This window comes from Salinisphaera sp. C84B14, assembly GCF_040361435.1.
GTDB lineage: Bacteria > Pseudomonadota > Gammaproteobacteria > Nevskiales > Salinisphaeraceae > Salinisphaera.
In genome coordinates this window covers 20,926-35,484 of the sequence record NZ_APNL01000009.1, presented here as the reverse complement: position 1 = coordinate 35,484, position 14,559 = coordinate 20,926, and the positions used below count along the sequence as shown (strand labels likewise).

Below are 14,559 nucleotides of genomic sequence, written 5' to 3'. Positions count from 1 at the left end.
ATTGACTAATCCGCCTGGATCGACGTCTCGCCCATGACCGGTTTCACCGAACACAAGCCGCTGGATCTGTCTGCACTGGATGGCGATATCCGCCGCTGGTGGGATCAGGAAGACGTATTCGAGGCCAGCACCGCCGCGCGTGCCGATGGCCCGACCTTCACTTTTTATGAAGGCCCGCCCACGGCCAACGGCCGGCCGGGCATCCACCACGTGCTCGGGCGCACGATCAAGGACACCTTCTGCCGCTACAAGACGATGTGCGGCTATCGGGTCGACCGCAAGGCCGGTTGGGATACCCACGGCCTGCCGGTCGAAATCGAGGTGGAGAAGGAACTGGGGCTGTCCTCGCGCGAGGATATCGAGAACTACGGCATCGCCGAATACAACGCCGCCTGTCGCGAGTCCGTGCTGCGCTACAAGACCCAGTGGGACGAACTGACCCGGCGCATCGGTTTCTGGGCCGATCTGGATGCGCCGTACGTCACCTTCTCGAACGAGTACATCGAATCGGTGTGGTGGCTGCTCAAGCAGCTCCACGAGCAGGGCCTGCTCTACAAGGGCCACAAGGTGCACTGGTATTCGCCGGGTTCGGGCACGGTGCTGTCGTCGCACGAGGTCAGCCTCGGCTACAAGGAAGTGCAGGATCCGTCGATCACGGTGAAGTTCTTCCTCGAAGACGAGCCCGACGTGGCGATTCTGGCCTGGACCACCACGCCCTGGACCATGCCATCTAACGTGGCCCTGGCGGTCGGCCCGAAAATCGAATACGCCAAGGCACGCGGCGAGGATGGATCGGTCTACATCGTGGCCCGCGACTGTGTGGCCGCCACGCTCGGCGAGCATGCCGAAATCCTGGAAACCTTCGGCGCCGATGTGCTCATCGGCAAGCGCTACAAGCCGCCCTACGACTGCTTTGCCGATCATCCCGAGGCCGATCAGGCCTGGCGCGTGATCGCGGCCGATTTCATTACCACCGACGATGGCACCGGCATTGCCCATGAAGCGCCGGCCTTCGGCGCCGATGACTTCCGGGTGACCACGGCCGAAGGCATGCCGGTATTCAATCCGATCGAGCGCGACGGCCATTTCCAGGCCGACTTCCCGCTAGTGGGCGGGCTGTGGTTCAAGGACGCCGACAAGCCGGTGGCGCGCGATCTCAAGGAGCGCGGGCTGCTGTTCGAGCAGAGCGTGACGGTGCATAACTACCCGCACGACTGGCGCAAGGGCACGCCCTTGATGAACTACCCGGTCGAGTCCTGGTTCGTAGCAACCCAGCAGAACAAGGACAAGCTGGTCGCCTACAACGACCGCATCAACTGGTTCCCGGCTCATGTCGGCACCGGCCGCTTCGGCGACTGGCTGGAAAACAACGTCGACTGGGCGCTGTCCCGGCATCGCTACTGGGGCACGCCGCTGCCGATCTGGGTCAACGACAACAACCCGGACGATATCGTCGTCATCGGCTCCATTGCCGAGCTGCGCGAGTACGCCGGCGATCAGGTCGCCGCCGACGACACGCTGGATCTGCACAAGCCGCAGGTCGATGCCATCACTTGGATGGCAAAAGACGGCGGCACCATGCGCCGGGTGCCCGAGATCATCGACGTCTGGTTCGACTCGGGCGCCATGCCGTTTGCCCAGTGGCACTACCCGTTCGAAAACAAGGAACGCTTCGAGGCCAACTTCCCGGCCGATTTCATCTGCGAAGGCGTGGATCAGACCCGTGGCTGGTTCTATTCGCTGCATGCCATCGGCACGCTCATCAAGGACTCGCCGGCCTACAAGAACGTCGTGGTCAACGGCCTGCTGCTCGACGCCAACGGCGAGAAGATGTCCAAGTCCAAGGGCAATACGGTCGATCCGTTCGAAGCCCTGGATACCCACGGCGCCGACGTCATCCGTTGGTACATGCTGGCCAACAGCCCGCCGTGGGATAACACCAAATACGCCGACCGCGGCCTGCGGGAAACGCGTACCAAGGTGTTCGGCACCCTGGAAAACGTGTATTCGTTCTTTGCCACCTACGCCAATATCGACGGTTTCAACGCCGATACCCCGGCACCGGCCGTGGCAGAGCGGCCGGAGCTGGATCGCTGGATTCTCTCCAGGCTGCAATCCACGGCCGCCGAAGCATCGGCCGCACTGGACGAATACAACCCGACCCGGGCCGCGCGTGCGGTGGAGCGCTTCATCGACGCGCTTTCGAACTGGTATATCCGCCGCTCGCGGGCCCGTTTCTGGGCCGGCGCGCGTGCCGATGCCGGCGGCGATGCCAGCGAATCAGACGTCGCTGACAAGCGCTCGGCCTATCACACCACGCTCACCTGTCTGCGCGATGTGGCAGCGATGATGGCGCCGATCGCGCCGTTCTTCTCCGACTGGCTGTACGGGCAGCTGGCCAACGAAAACGGCGCACGGGCATCGGTGCATCTCGCCGACTTCCCGGCCGCCGATGCCGCGCTCATCGATGCCGACCTGGAACGGCGCATGGCGCTGGCACGGGCGATCGTGGCCAACGCGTTGGCCTTGCGTAACGAAGCCGGGCTGAACGTGCGCCAGCCGCTGGCACGCATTCTAGTGGTCGAGGAAGCCGAGGTGGCACGCGCCGACGTCGACGCCATCGCCGCCATCGTGCGCGACGAGATCAACGTCGACGCCATCGAATTCGTGGCCGGCGAGGGCGATCTGGTCAAGCGCAGCGCCAAGCCCAACTTCAAGACCCTGGGCAAGCGTCTGGGCAAGAAGATGAAGGCGGTGGCCGGCGCCGTGGCGGCCCTCGACGACGAAGCCATCGCGCGTTACATGCGTGACATGCGGCTGATCGTCACCGCCGACGGCGAGGATATCGAACTCGGCGAAGGCGACCTGCTGGTATCCGCAGAAGGCGTGGAAGGCTGGCTCGTCGGCCGCGAAGATGGCGTTACGGTCGCACTTGATAGTACACTGACGGATTCACTACGCGAACGCGGGCTGGCGCGCGAAGTGATCAATCGCGTACAGCGGTTGCGCAAACAGGCCGAATTTCATGTCGCCGATCGGATTCGCGTGCAGTATCACGCCGACGACGAGCTGGCGAAAGCGATCGAAAGCCACAGGGCGGTGATCGCGCGTGAAACCCTGGCCGAAGCGTACGCGCCGAACGCGCAGCCGTCGGGCGAGGTCGAGCAGGCCTTCGATATCGACGGCGCGCAGATCACGCTAGCCCTGGCGCGCGTTCGATAACGCGCGTATCGCAACGGTTTTACTTTTTAACGATCGACAGTCGAGACAGCAGGCCATGCAGAAAGACATCCACCCCAACTATCGCCCCGTCGTATTCAAGGACATGGGCGGCGATTTCGCGTTTCTCACGCGCTCGACCATCGAGACCAACGAAACCATCGAATGGGAAGATGGCAACGAGTACCCGCTCGTGAAGCTGGAAGTCACGAGTGCGACGCACCCGTTCTATACCGGCAAGCAGAACATCATGGACACGACCGGCAAGGTCGAGCGCTTCAACCGGCGCTTTGGCATGATGAAGGGCGCCAAGAAGCAGTAAGGCTTCTGGCTCCCGCGCCCGATCTGATTCGGGCGCGGGGCTCGCTGAATTCGAGCCGGCCGGCGTGAAATACGCCGGCCGGCTTTTGCGTGTCCGGCGTTTGCGTTGCGAGGCCGGGGCGTCGGATGGGGCGGCTGTTTCAACGCATGGCGCCGATGGGCAGCGCGGACACCCGCTGCATCTCGGCATCGTCGTCGAGGCTGGCCGGGTCAGCCAGGTATTGCGCGGCCATGGGCATCGCATCCGCGCCCCAGAACAGTTCCTTGCCGATCGCAAGCGTCGGTACACCGAATACGCCGCGCGCACAGGCCTGCTCTGTCTCGACGCGCAGCTGCTGTTTGACCTCGGGCGCGGCCAGCCGGGCCGGGTCCACGTTCAGCGCCTGCGCCAGCGTCTGCACCACGCCCGGATCCTGCGCATCGACGCCGGTCGTCCATAGCCCGGCGAAGATACGATCAATCGCCTGCGTAGTGCTGCCGGCCGCGATCGCCAGCCGCAGATAGGGCAGGGAATTGAACGGATGCGCGGCCGGCATGCGAAACGCCAGCCCGTGTTCGCGTGCATGCCAGGCACACCAGCGATAGGTCCAGCGTCGTTTCGGACCGATTTCGGCCGGGCCTTTCTGACCGTGGTGGGAGAGCAATCCCGCCAACAGAATCGGTCGATACGTGATCGTCGCATCCGTGGCCAGCTCCGGCAGGCGTTGCCAGGCGAAATACGCGAACGGGGAAATGAAATCGAAGTACCAGTCGATGGTACGGGTTTCGTTCATTGAGCGTCCTGAGCGGGCTGCGGGGCGAAAATCGAGGTTAGCGGAACACGTGAGCACTGGCGCTATTGCGGTTCGAATCGTTTGAGTTCTGGATCAATTGAGCAGGCAAATTTTGGCTTTGGGTTTCGCACTGCTGCGCGAGGTACTTCTCTTTGCTTGTCCAAAGAGAAGTACCCAAGAGAAAAGACACCCTGTCTTGCGTCGGCGCTGCGCGCCGATGCCCTGCGCGGCTCCGGCCGAACGCGGGCCAGCCGGAAACTCGCTTCGCTCAAACATCCGGCCGGCTTGATCCGCGCTCGGCCTCCACTGCTCGGCGCTACGCCCAAGGGGCCGATACAGACAAGCTCGCTGGCGCTCGCTTAAGGTCGGCTTAGCGAAGCGTAAGCCGACAAGAACGCAGCCAACGGCCTCGGTTCCGGTATGTAGCTGAACCGACTGATCGCTATGGGCTACCCGCTGTATTCGGGCTCCGTGTGAAGCGAACGAGAAGCACAGGGCCGAAGGGTTCCGGCGCACGGCGCCGGGGCGGCCAGCCTGTTTGAGGATCGCGAAAGCGATCCGGCCTACTTATGTCATCAAGGGGCCGCACCCTTCGGCCCGAGAACTTATCGAACGAATTGGCAGTGGTTCGGCGCGTAGCGCCGACGTGTAATCCGGGCGTCTTTTCCTTTGCCTACTTACCTGGACAAGCAAACGAAAGTGGGTCGCGCAGCAGCGCGAAACCAAAGGACTGACAGACTCGTGAGCGCCGAAAGCAGATAGCCTGGGCCTGTTTTTTCCGACTTAACTCCAGGGGTAAATCTGGTCTAGGGTGCTGCGCTGCGACGGAAAACCCGACGCGGCCCCTCAGTCAAACCCTCTCCCTATGCGCAGCGGCAAGCTCAAGAAACCCCTCGAGCGCCGGCAGCCCGCGATCACCGCGGCGCACGCCCAGATGAATCTGTTTGGCGATACCCTGCTCGCCCAGGGGGCAGGCGACGATGGCAAGCTGGGGCTGGTATTCCTCGATCAGCCAGCGCGGCAGGGCGGCCACGCCACGCCCAGCGGCGACCATCTGCAGCATGATGTCGGTCGATTCCACCGTCTTGTGGCGATGCGGCGTCACGCCGGCCGGGGTGAGCAGCGATACGTACACGTCCAGCCGGCTGGGGTCGACGGGGTAAGACAGCAACGTCTCTGCAGCCAGATCTTCTGCCTGTACCGCGCCGCACGCGGCCAACGGATGGTCGGCCGCCACCGCCAGCACCTGTTCGTAATCGAACACCGGCTCGAACTGCACGCCTTTCTTCTTGAGCGGGTCGGGCGTGACGAGGATATCGATCTCGTGGTTGAACAGGGCGGCCATGCCGCCGAACTGAAACTGCTGGACCACATCGACATCCACCCCGGGCCAGGCGCTCAGATAGGGCTCCACCACCTTGAGCAACCAGCGATAGCAGGGATGGCATTCCATGCCGATACGCAGGGAGCCGACGGCGCCGCTGGCATAGTCGGCCAGCATGTCGTCGACCCGTTCGAGCTGGGGCAGCAGCCGATTGGCGGCGGCCAGCATCTGCTCGCCGGCAGCGGTGAGTCGTACCCGCCGTCCTTCCCGGCTCCAGATCGTGCTACCCGAGCGCCGTTCGAGCTTGCGGATCGCATGGCTCAGCGCAGACTGGCTCAAATGCAGGGTTCGCGCCGCCGCGGTAAGCGAGCCTTCCCGGTCGATGGCCCGGAGGATGCTCAGGTGGATACGCTCGATCATGGCATTTAATGAGATGAATTCATATATCGATGTAAATATACCAATGTTATTCATTGGTAGCGCGCTATAGAGTTCCGGTTCGCGAACATCGGCGTCAGGCATTTGGACGTCGGCTGCACCCAACCCATCGGAGCGACCATGACGATTTCCCAGAACCTCGGTTTTCCGCGTATCGGCGAACGCCGCGAACTCAAAAAGGCCACCGAGGCCTACTGGAAAGGCGATCTCGACTACCCAGGCCTCGAAGCCACCGGCGCCGAGCTGCGTCGCGCCAACTGGGCGAAACAGAAGGCGGCAGGCATCGACCTGATCCCGTCGAACGATTTCTCCTTCTACGACCAGGTGTTGGGGCTGTCGTGTCTCATCGGCAACGTGCCCGAGCGCTTCGGCTGGGATGGCGAGGCCATGAATATCGACGTGGCCTTCGACATGGCCCGCGGCACCGATGCTGCGATTGCCTGTGAAATGACCAAGTGGTTCGATACCAACTACCACTACATCGTGCCGGAATTCACCCGCGACACGACGTTCGAACTCGTGGGCACGAAGATCTTCGACGAGTTCGCCGAGGCCAAGGCACAGGGCATCATCACCAAGCCCGTGATCGTCGGTCCGGCGACCTATCTGACGCTCGGCAAGGTCACCGACGGCTCCGATCTGAACAAGTTCGATCTCGCCGACGAGCTGATCGCGATCTATGTCCAGATCGCCGAACGGCTGGCCGAGCAGGGCGCCGAATGGCTGCAGATCGACGAGCCGATCTTTTCGCTGGACCTGAATGACGCCCAGCGCGAGGTCGTTCGCAAGGCCTACGATGCGCTCGCGGGCGTTGCCGGCATCAAGATCATGGTCGCCAACTATTTCGGCGCGCTGGCCGACAACCGCGAGCTGTTCGTATCGCTGCCCGTCGCCGCCCTGCATATCGACGGCGTACGCGGCGTCGAGGAAGTCGAAGCCGTAGCCGCACGTTTGTCCGACGACAAGCTGCTCTCGGTCGGCATCGTCGACGGACGCAATATCTGGAAAACCGATTTCACGCGCGCCTTGGACCGGTTGCAGCCCGTGCTCGGCGAACTGGGCAGCGAGCGTCTGATCGTCGCGCCCAGCTGTTCGCTGCTGCATTGCCCGGTCACCCTGCGCAGCGAGCACAAGCTCGACGACGAATTGCTCAACTGGCTGGCGTTCGCGGAGGAAAAACTCGACGAAATCGTGTTCCTCGCCCGTGCGGCGAACGGCAAGGTCGACAAGGACATGCTTGCCGCCAACGCGGCCGCGATGGTGGACCGTGCCAACTCGACGCGTATTCATGACAGCGCGGTCAAGAACCGGGTGGCGAATACGGGCGCGGCCGACTACAAGCGTTTTTCTGCTTACCCGGAACGCGCTGAAAAACAGCAGGCCAAACTCGATCTGCCGGCGTTTCCGACCACCACGATCGGCTCCTTTCCGCAGACTGCGCAGGTGCGCAAGGCACGCGCGGCCCACAAGCGCGGCGATATGAACGACGCCGACTACGACGCCTTTCTGGAAGCCCAGATCGCCGAGGCCGTGACCATGCAGGAAGCCATGGGCTTCGACATGCTCGTGCACGGCGAATTCGAGCGTAACGACATGGTGGAGTATTTCGGCGAACAGCTGGCCGGCTATGCCTTCACCAAGTTCGGCTGGGTACAGAGCTATGGCACCCGCTATGTGAAGCCGCCGATCATCTTCGGCGATGTGTCGCGGCCCGAACCGATGACCGTGAAATGGTCGAAATATGCCCAGTCGCTGACCGACAAGCCCATGAAAGGGATGCTCACCGGGCCGGTCACCATGGTGCAGTGGGCGTTCGTGCGCGACGACCAGCCCCGATCCGAAACGGTCAAACAGGTGGCCCTGGCCATTCGCGACGAGGTCTGCGATCTCGAAGCCGCCGGCCTGGCGGCCATCCAGATCGACGAGGCGGCTTTTCGTGAAGGCCTGCCGCTGCGGCGTTCCGAGTGGGCCGAGTATCTGGACTGGGCGAGCGCCAGCTTTCGCCTGACCGCGGGCGGCGTCGCCGACGACACCCAGGTGCATACCCATATGTGCTATTCGGAATTCAACGACATCATCGAGGCGATCGCGGCCATGGACGCCGATTGTATTTCCATCGAAACCTCGCGTTCGCAGATGGAGCTGCTCGACGCCTTCGTGAAATTCCAGTACCCGAACGAGATCGGCCCCGGCGTCTACGACATTCACAGCCCGCGCGTGCCGGCCAAGGCGGAAATGATCGCGCTGCTGGAAAAAGCGACCGAAGTGCTGCCACCCGAGCGGATCTGGGTGAACCCGGACTGCGGCCTCAAGACTCGCGGCTGGGCCGAGGTTCGGCCCGCGCTCGAACATATGGTCGATGCCGCCCGCGAGCTGCGGCAGAGGCAGGCCGCCTGAGCCGATCACCGCGACCGTTCGGCCGTCCCGATGAATTCCGGGACGGCCGAGCGCGATCTCACGGCCCCCAGCGCAGCGTGTGATCGGCGCGTAATACGCCGTCTGCGTCCCAGTCGGGCCAGCCGGTGAATGGGATCGGTCGGGCCGAATCGAGCGCGCTCAGGCGTTCGGCCCAGTCGTGTTTAAGGCTGTCGAGGTGCTGCTCGAACACGTCGCGCTGTTCGTAGGCGATGCCGCCGCCCTGGATGCCGTGGGCGACGAATGGCGCCAATACGTCGAAGCCCATGTAGTGCAGCGAGTAGTGGATGGGCCAGAGCAGGCGCTCGATCGGCCCGCCGCGGCCGTAGGGCGAAAAGGTGGCCGCCGGCCCGCCGGTGGTCACCGACAGCATCGCGCGCTTGCCGCGAAAATGGCCTTCGTCGTAGCGCCGGCGCCCGGTATAGAGCTCGCCGTAGACGAACACGCGATCGAACCAGCCCTTGAGGATGGCCGGCTGGGCATGCCACCAGAGCGGAAACTGGAGGATGACCAGATCGGCCGCGGTCAATCGATCGATTTCGCGCTGTATTTCGGCGGCGCGGCTTTGCTCGTTGCCGGCGTGGCGTTGTTCGGTTAAAGCAGAGAAATAGCCCGCGTCGGCGCGCTCGTCCGCGTGATAGTGGGCCGGGCCTTCGACAGGATCGAAACATTCCGCGTACAGATCGGAGCGTGTGACCGTCATGCCCCGGCCGGCCAGGGTTTCATCGGCGATATCGGCGAGTGCGCCGTTGAAGGATTTCGGTTCGGGATGGGCGAATACGATATGGGCGTGCATGACGTCTGCGAGTAGAAATCAGGCCGCTAGTCTGCTGTTTGCGTTATCGTCACGAAATAGACAGAACGGCAAGCTGTATTTGCGCTTATGCAAACCGATATCGCCTGGGACGATCTGCGCCTGGTGCTGGCCATTGCACGGGCCGAAACGCTGGCCGGTGCTGCACGCACGCTCGGGCTGCACCACGCCACGGTCTATCGACGGCTGATCGCCTGTGAACGCGCCCTGGGCACGGCGCTGTTCGAACGGGATCGGGGGCGTCATGTGCCCACCGCGGTCGGCGCGGAATGGGTGGCCGTGGCCGACGACATGGACGGTGCGGTGGTGGATGCCGCGCGCCGTATCGCCGGGCGGGATGTTACCCCGGCCGGTACGGTGCATCTGACCACCACGGATACGCTGCTGCACGGGCTCGTATCGCCCATGCTGGCCACGTTTCGGGAACGCTTTCCGGCCATTCGCCTGGACGTACGCCTATCCAATGCGCCGTTCGATCTGGCACGCCGGGATGCCGACTTGGCGATTCGCGCCGCCGACGAGCCGCCGGACCCGTTGATTGCCCAGCGCCTTGGCGAGATTGTCATGGCGCGTTATCGCTGTGCGCAGCATGCGCCGCCGTCGAATGCCTGGGTGGGGTTGAGCGAAGCCGTGCCGTTTGCGGCCTTGCATCGATGGATGGCCGCCGGCGTCGACGCGAACGATATCGCCTTGCAGGTCGACAGCATGCTTGCCATGCAGCGTGCTGCAGCCGACGGGCTGGGCGACGCGCTGCTGCCCTGTTATCTCGCCGATACCGATGCGCAGCTGCTGCGCGTCGGCGCGCCCATACCGGAATTGACCACGCCGGCCTGGCTGCTGGTCCATCCGGACATGCGACGTACGGCGCGTGTTCGCGCGCTTAGAGATGCACTCATCGATGCGTTCGCCAGCCCGGATGTGCGTTTGCGGCTGGCCGGTGGATAGGGCGCCGATTCAGTTGCCGAGCGTGCGTTTAAGCCCTTCGTGGGACGCAACGAAACCCAGGCTTTCATAGAAGCGTAGGGCGTCGGGACGCTGCTTGTCGGTGGTGAGCTGGATGAGTCGGCAGCCGCGTTCTTCTGCGCGCTCGATCGCCCATTCGAACAGCGTTCGGCCGAGCCCCTGACCGCGTCGACTACCGGCGATGCGTACGCCTTCGACCAGCGCGCGCCAGCTTCCTTGATAGGTCAGATAAGGGATATAGGTCAGCTGCAGCATGCCCGCGATCTCGCCATCCTGCTCGGCGACGATGAGCTCGTTGTTGGGATCGGCATCGATCGCTGCAAACGCCTGGCTGTAACTCGTCGGCAACGGGCTGGATGGGCACTCGCGTGTCGCGCCCAGGGCATCGTCGGCCAGCAGCTGTACGAGCGCGTCGAGATCAGCGGCCCGGGCCGTACGAAAAACGAGTTCGGACATGGTCACTCCCGGTGTTCTTTGAACGCAGTCAGTCTGCACGCCTGCCCTAGGACTTCGCAGTCACATCCTATCGCGGCACGGCCTTCGCGCCAGTCGAGTGCGCATACCGTGTTGTCGAGGTTGTCGTTTCCGGGTGTGGATGTGCAGGCGCCGGTACAGGTGTTCGCCAGGCGGGGCGTGCATACAGTCGAATCGTTGACCAAAGCAACGCATGCGATAGGCGATCGGGCCACCCGCCATCGGGCGGATTGTTAAACTACGCCGCCTGTCACTACCTGCCCGGCCTTTTGCCATGACGATCACTACCCGTTTCGCGCCGTCGCCGACCGGTTATCTGCATATCGGGGGCGCACGTACCGCGCTGTATTCCTGGCTGCATGCAAAGGCCAGCGGCGGCCGCTTCGTATTGCGTATCGAGGACACCGACCGCGAACGCTCGACCGACGAAGCCGTGCAGGCGATTCTGGATGCCATGGAATGGCTCGATCTCGAGCACGACGGCGAGATTTACTACCAGACCAAGCGCTTCGATCGATACGCCGAAGTCATCGACTGGCTGCTTGCCGAAGGCAAGGCCTATCGCTGTTATTCGAGCGCCGAGGAAGTCGAAGCCATGCGCGAAGCCGCGCGGGCCAAGGGCGAAAAGCCGAAATACGACGGCACCTGGCGGCCGATGCCGGGCAAGACATTGCCCGAGCCGCCGGCAGGCGTCGATCCGGTCATCCGTTTTGCCACGCCGCTGGACGGCGAGACCGTTATCCACGACATGGTCAAGGGCGATATCACCATCTCGAATACGGAGCTGGACGATCTGGTGATTGCCCGTGCCGACGGCACGCCGACCTACAACTTCTGTGTGGTGGTCGACGATATGGATATGGCCATCAGCCATATCATTCGCGGCGATGACCACGTCAACAACACGCCGCGCCAGATCAATATCCTGAAAGCCTTGATCGGCGATTTTGCCGAGCTGCCGGTCTATGCCCATGTGCCCATGATTCTCGGGCCCGATGGCAAGCGGCTCTCCAAGCGCCACGGCGCGGTGGGCGTGATGCGCTATCGCGAAGAAGGATTTCTGCCGGGCGCGCTGCTCAATTATCTGGTGCGCCTGGGCTGGGCCCATGGCGATCAGGAAATCTTCACCCGCGAACAGATGCTCGAACATTTCGATATCGAGCATGTTCAGGGCGGCGCCTCGACCTTCGACCCGGACAAGCTGCTGTGGGTGAATCAGGAGCACCTGAAGATGGCCGCCCCCGAGGATCTGGTCGGCGAGCTGCGCTGGCACCTCGCGCGTCTGGGCATCGACGGCGTGGACGACACGCGCCTGGCCGAGATCGCTGCCATTCAGAAGGGCCGCTGCAAGACCGTGCTGGAAATGGCCGAGCAAACACTGTTCGTGTTCCAGCCGGTCACCGAATACGAACCCAAGGCGGTGAAGAAACATATCAAGGCCGGCACGCCGGATTTGCTAGCGCAGGTACGCGACGGCCTGGCAGCGCTCGACGACTGGAACGGCGAAGCCGCGAGTGCGGTGGTCAAGCAGGTATCGGCCGACAACGAAGTCGGCATGGGCAAGGTCGCCCAGCCGATCCGTATCGCGGTGACCGGCGGGCCCGTGTCGCCGTCGATCGACGATACGCTGGTGCTCCTCGGTCGCGATGAAACGCTGGCACGCCTGGATGCGGCCGTGGCGGCGTTTGCTTCGGACGAGGGCTAGCGAGCGAGTTTTTCGGGAAAGACGGCCGGCGACAGGCCTATAGCAGCGCGTCCAGCTCGGCCAGCGTGGTGATCGTGTAATCGGGCACGATCGCCGTCTCGTTGGCCCGGCCGTCGCGGTTGAGCCAGACGGAGGTGGCACCGATGGCGTTGGCGCCGGCGATATCGGTGTCCAGCGCGTCGCCGACATGAATCATCTGCGCCGGGCTGCAACCCGTATGCAAGAGCGCGTGCGAAAACATGTCCGGCGCCGGCTTGGCACGGTGGGCGTCGCCGGCAAATGCGATGACGTCAAAGCGATCGGCAATACCCAGGTGCTGCGGATGGGTATTGCCATTCGAGAGCAGCGCGAGTCGTAGATTGCGATTGAGCCCGGCGAAAAACGGCGCCGTGTCGCTGTATAGCGCCGTTGCCTCGAGCCGGTGTTGCAGATAGGCCGTATACAGTTCGTCGCCCAGCGCCTCGTCGGGGCGGTCGTGTTCGGCCAGCAGGGCATGAAACGCACGTCGGCGGATTTCGGCGAATGACAGATGTGCGGCGCTTTCCTCGACCAGAATGCGATCGCGCAAAGCAATCATCGGTGTGATATCGACCAGCGCCGCGGCCATATGCGGCCGGCGTTCGAGCAACAGCGTACGCGTGCGTTCGAGCGCGGCGTGCATGCCAGCCTCGAAATCCCAGAGCGTCATGTCCCCGTCGAAGCTGAGCAGCCGGTAGTGCAACGCGACAGTGACCCGATTCGTATCGTGCGAAATACCATAACAGGCGCGTGCTCGATACAATGCTTGTTCAATTGTCGAGGTTCGCATGACCACCACCTATCTTGAACTGCAGGTTCTGAGCACCGGCCAGACCTCGCGCCTGGCCGAGATGTTTCGCCTGCTGGGCGAGCCGAACCGGCTATCGCTGGTCTATGCCTGCCTCGAAGAGCCGCAGAGCGTGCAGACGCTCGCGGCCGATATCGATATCTCCATGTCGCTGGCCAGCCATCATCTGCGCCTGCTGCGGGCCGCGCGTTTGCTGCGCGCCGAGCGTCGCGGCAAGCAGGTGTTCTATGTGGCCGCCGACGCGCACGTGCAGCGCGTGCTGCGCGACATGGTCGAACACAGCGTTCAGGAGTAGGCGTCATGGCTCATGCGCATGCCCACGACAGTCATGAGCACGGCCACGAGCACGGCCACGAGCACGGACTGGGCGGACACCACCATCATGGCGGCAGCGGTCGGGCGCTCGTGCTGTCGCTGTGCCTGACGCTTTCCTTTGCCTTCGTCGAAGCCGTCGGCGGCTGGTGGGCCGATTCGCTGGCATTGATGTCCGACGCTGGTCATATGTTCACCGATAGCTCCTCGCTTGCTATCGGGGCGCTTGCGGCCTGGATGGCCAAGCGCCCGGCGTCCAAGGTGCATTCCTTCGGCCTGCAGCGCGCCGAGGTGTTGGGCGCACTCATTAACGCCGTGCTGATGATCGTGGTGGTCGTGGCGATCGCGTTCTCTGCGATCCAGCGCTTTGCCGAGCCGCGCGAAGTGGCCGGCGTGCCGGTGATGATCATCGCCACCATCGGGCTGGTGATGAATATCGCGGTGGCCGCCATTCTCATGCGCGGCGAACAGACCATGAACGTGCGCGGCGCGCTCATTCACGTGCTGGGCGACCTGCTGGGCTCGGTGGCCGCGATCGTGGCCGGCGCGGTGATTTTGCTGACTGGCTGGATGCCGATCGATCCGCTGCTTTCGCTGCTGGTGAGCGCGCTGATTCTGGTATCGGCCTGGCGTCTGCTCAAGGACGTCGTGCACGTACTCATGGAAGGCGTGCCCAAGGGCCTGGATGCCGCAAGAGTCAGCAAGGAACTCGCCGGTATTGAAGGCGTGCATTCGGTGCACGACCTGCATATCTGGAGCCTGTCATCGAGCCAGCGTGCGCTGGCCGCGCATATCGAAATCGGCCGCATGAGCGACTGGCAGGCCATCCTGCCGCGGCTGCAGACGCTGCTGGCCGAGCGATTCTCGATCACCCATACCACGCTGCAGCCGGAAGACCGTCAGACCGCGCTGGCCTGTGCGGTGGATTCGGACTGCGGCGTGGCCACTTGAAGACAGTGCCCGTGGGAGAACGGG

At 63.5% G+C, this 14,559-nt stretch carries 12 protein-coding genes; 7 read left to right on the top strand and 5 right to left on the bottom strand.

Going from position 1 to position 14,559, the window contains the following annotated elements; genetic code table 11:
* Window positions 1-33: 33 nt before the first annotated feature.
* The gene (ileS, locus tag C84B14_RS09470; protein ID WP_353223630.1) at window positions 34-3,222 is read left to right on the top strand and encodes an isoleucine--tRNA ligase; all 3,189 of its coding nucleotides are present in this window, start codon (window positions 34-36) and stop codon (window positions 3,220-3,222) included.
* Window positions 3,223-3,277: 55 nt separating this feature from the next.
* Window positions 3,278-3,541, top strand: a complete 264-nt coding sequence (locus C84B14_RS09465; protein WP_293623607.1) for a type B 50S ribosomal protein L31 — start codon at window positions 3,278-3,280, stop codon at window positions 3,539-3,541.
* A gap of 139 nt (window positions 3,542-3,680) precedes the next feature.
* Here the strand turns inward: C84B14_RS09465 and C84B14_RS09460 are convergent, their stop codons facing one another.
* Together C84B14_RS09460 and C84B14_RS09455 are read right to left on the bottom strand one after the other, a co-directional pair.
* The gene (locus C84B14_RS09460; protein WP_353223628.1) at window positions 3,681-4,313 is read right to left on the bottom strand and encodes a 2-hydroxychromene-2-carboxylate isomerase; all 633 of its coding nucleotides are present in this window, start codon (window positions 4,311-4,313) and stop codon (window positions 3,681-3,683) included.
* A gap of 850 nt (window positions 4,314-5,163) precedes the next feature.
* Window positions 5,164-6,057, bottom strand: a complete 894-nt coding sequence (locus tag C84B14_RS09455; RefSeq protein WP_353223626.1) for a LysR family transcriptional regulator — start codon at window positions 6,055-6,057, stop codon at window positions 5,164-5,166.
* Window positions 6,058-6,195: 138 nt separating this feature from the next.
* On the opposite strand from C84B14_RS09455, the gene metE reads away from it, so the two are divergent.
* Window positions 6,196-8,472 (top strand): 5-methyltetrahydropteroyltriglutamate--homocysteine S-methyltransferase, encoded by a 2,277-nt coding sequence (gene metE / locus C84B14_RS09450; protein ID WP_353223624.1) that lies wholly within the window; start codon window positions 6,196-6,198, stop codon window positions 8,470-8,472.
* A 58-nt stretch (window positions 8,473-8,530) separates the two neighbouring features.
* Here metE and C84B14_RS09445 read toward each other — a convergent pair whose 3' ends face one another.
* On the bottom strand, window positions 8,531-9,286 hold the full coding sequence (locus tag C84B14_RS09445; protein WP_353223622.1) for an NAD(P)H-dependent oxidoreductase: 756 nt from the start codon (window positions 9,284-9,286) through the stop codon (window positions 8,531-8,533).
* A gap of 87 nt (window positions 9,287-9,373) precedes the next feature.
* On the opposite strand from C84B14_RS09445, the gene C84B14_RS09440 reads away from it, so the two are divergent.
* On the top strand, window positions 9,374-10,249 hold the full coding sequence (locus C84B14_RS09440) for a LysR family transcriptional regulator (RefSeq protein ID WP_353223620.1): 876 nt from the start codon (window positions 9,374-9,376) through the stop codon (window positions 10,247-10,249).
* A 9-nt stretch (window positions 10,250-10,258) separates the two neighbouring features.
* On the opposite strand, the gene C84B14_RS09435 is transcribed toward C84B14_RS09440, so the two are convergent.
* Window positions 10,259-10,723 (bottom strand): GNAT family N-acetyltransferase, encoded by a 465-nt coding sequence (locus tag C84B14_RS09435; protein ID WP_348765351.1) that lies wholly within the window; start codon window positions 10,721-10,723, stop codon window positions 10,259-10,261.
* Window positions 10,724-11,015: 292 nt separating this feature from the next.
* Here C84B14_RS09435 and gltX point away from each other — a divergent pair, with 292 nt between their 5' ends.
* Window positions 11,016-12,446, top strand: coding sequence for a glutamate--tRNA ligase (gene gltX, locus C84B14_RS09430; protein ID WP_353223618.1), 1,431 nt, complete (start codon window positions 11,016-11,018; stop codon window positions 12,444-12,446).
* A 37-nt stretch (window positions 12,447-12,483) separates the two neighbouring features.
* Here gltX and C84B14_RS09425 read toward each other — a convergent pair whose 3' ends face one another.
* On the bottom strand, window positions 12,484-13,227 hold the full coding sequence (locus tag C84B14_RS09425) for an HAD family hydrolase (RefSeq protein WP_353223616.1): 744 nt from the start codon (window positions 13,225-13,227) through the stop codon (window positions 12,484-12,486).
* Between the two features lie 25 nt (window positions 13,228-13,252).
* Between C84B14_RS09425 and C84B14_RS09420 the strand changes: the two genes are divergently transcribed.
* Window positions 13,253-13,567 (top strand): ArsR/SmtB family transcription factor, encoded by a 315-nt coding sequence (locus C84B14_RS09420; protein WP_353223614.1) that lies wholly within the window; start codon window positions 13,253-13,255, stop codon window positions 13,565-13,567.
* A gap of 5 nt (window positions 13,568-13,572) precedes the next feature.
* Window positions 13,573-14,535: a cation diffusion facilitator family transporter gene (locus tag C84B14_RS09415; RefSeq protein WP_353223612.1), complete on the top strand. Its 963-nt coding sequence runs from the start codon at window positions 13,573-13,575 to the stop codon at window positions 14,533-14,535.
* Window positions 14,536-14,559: the final 24 nt, after the last annotated feature.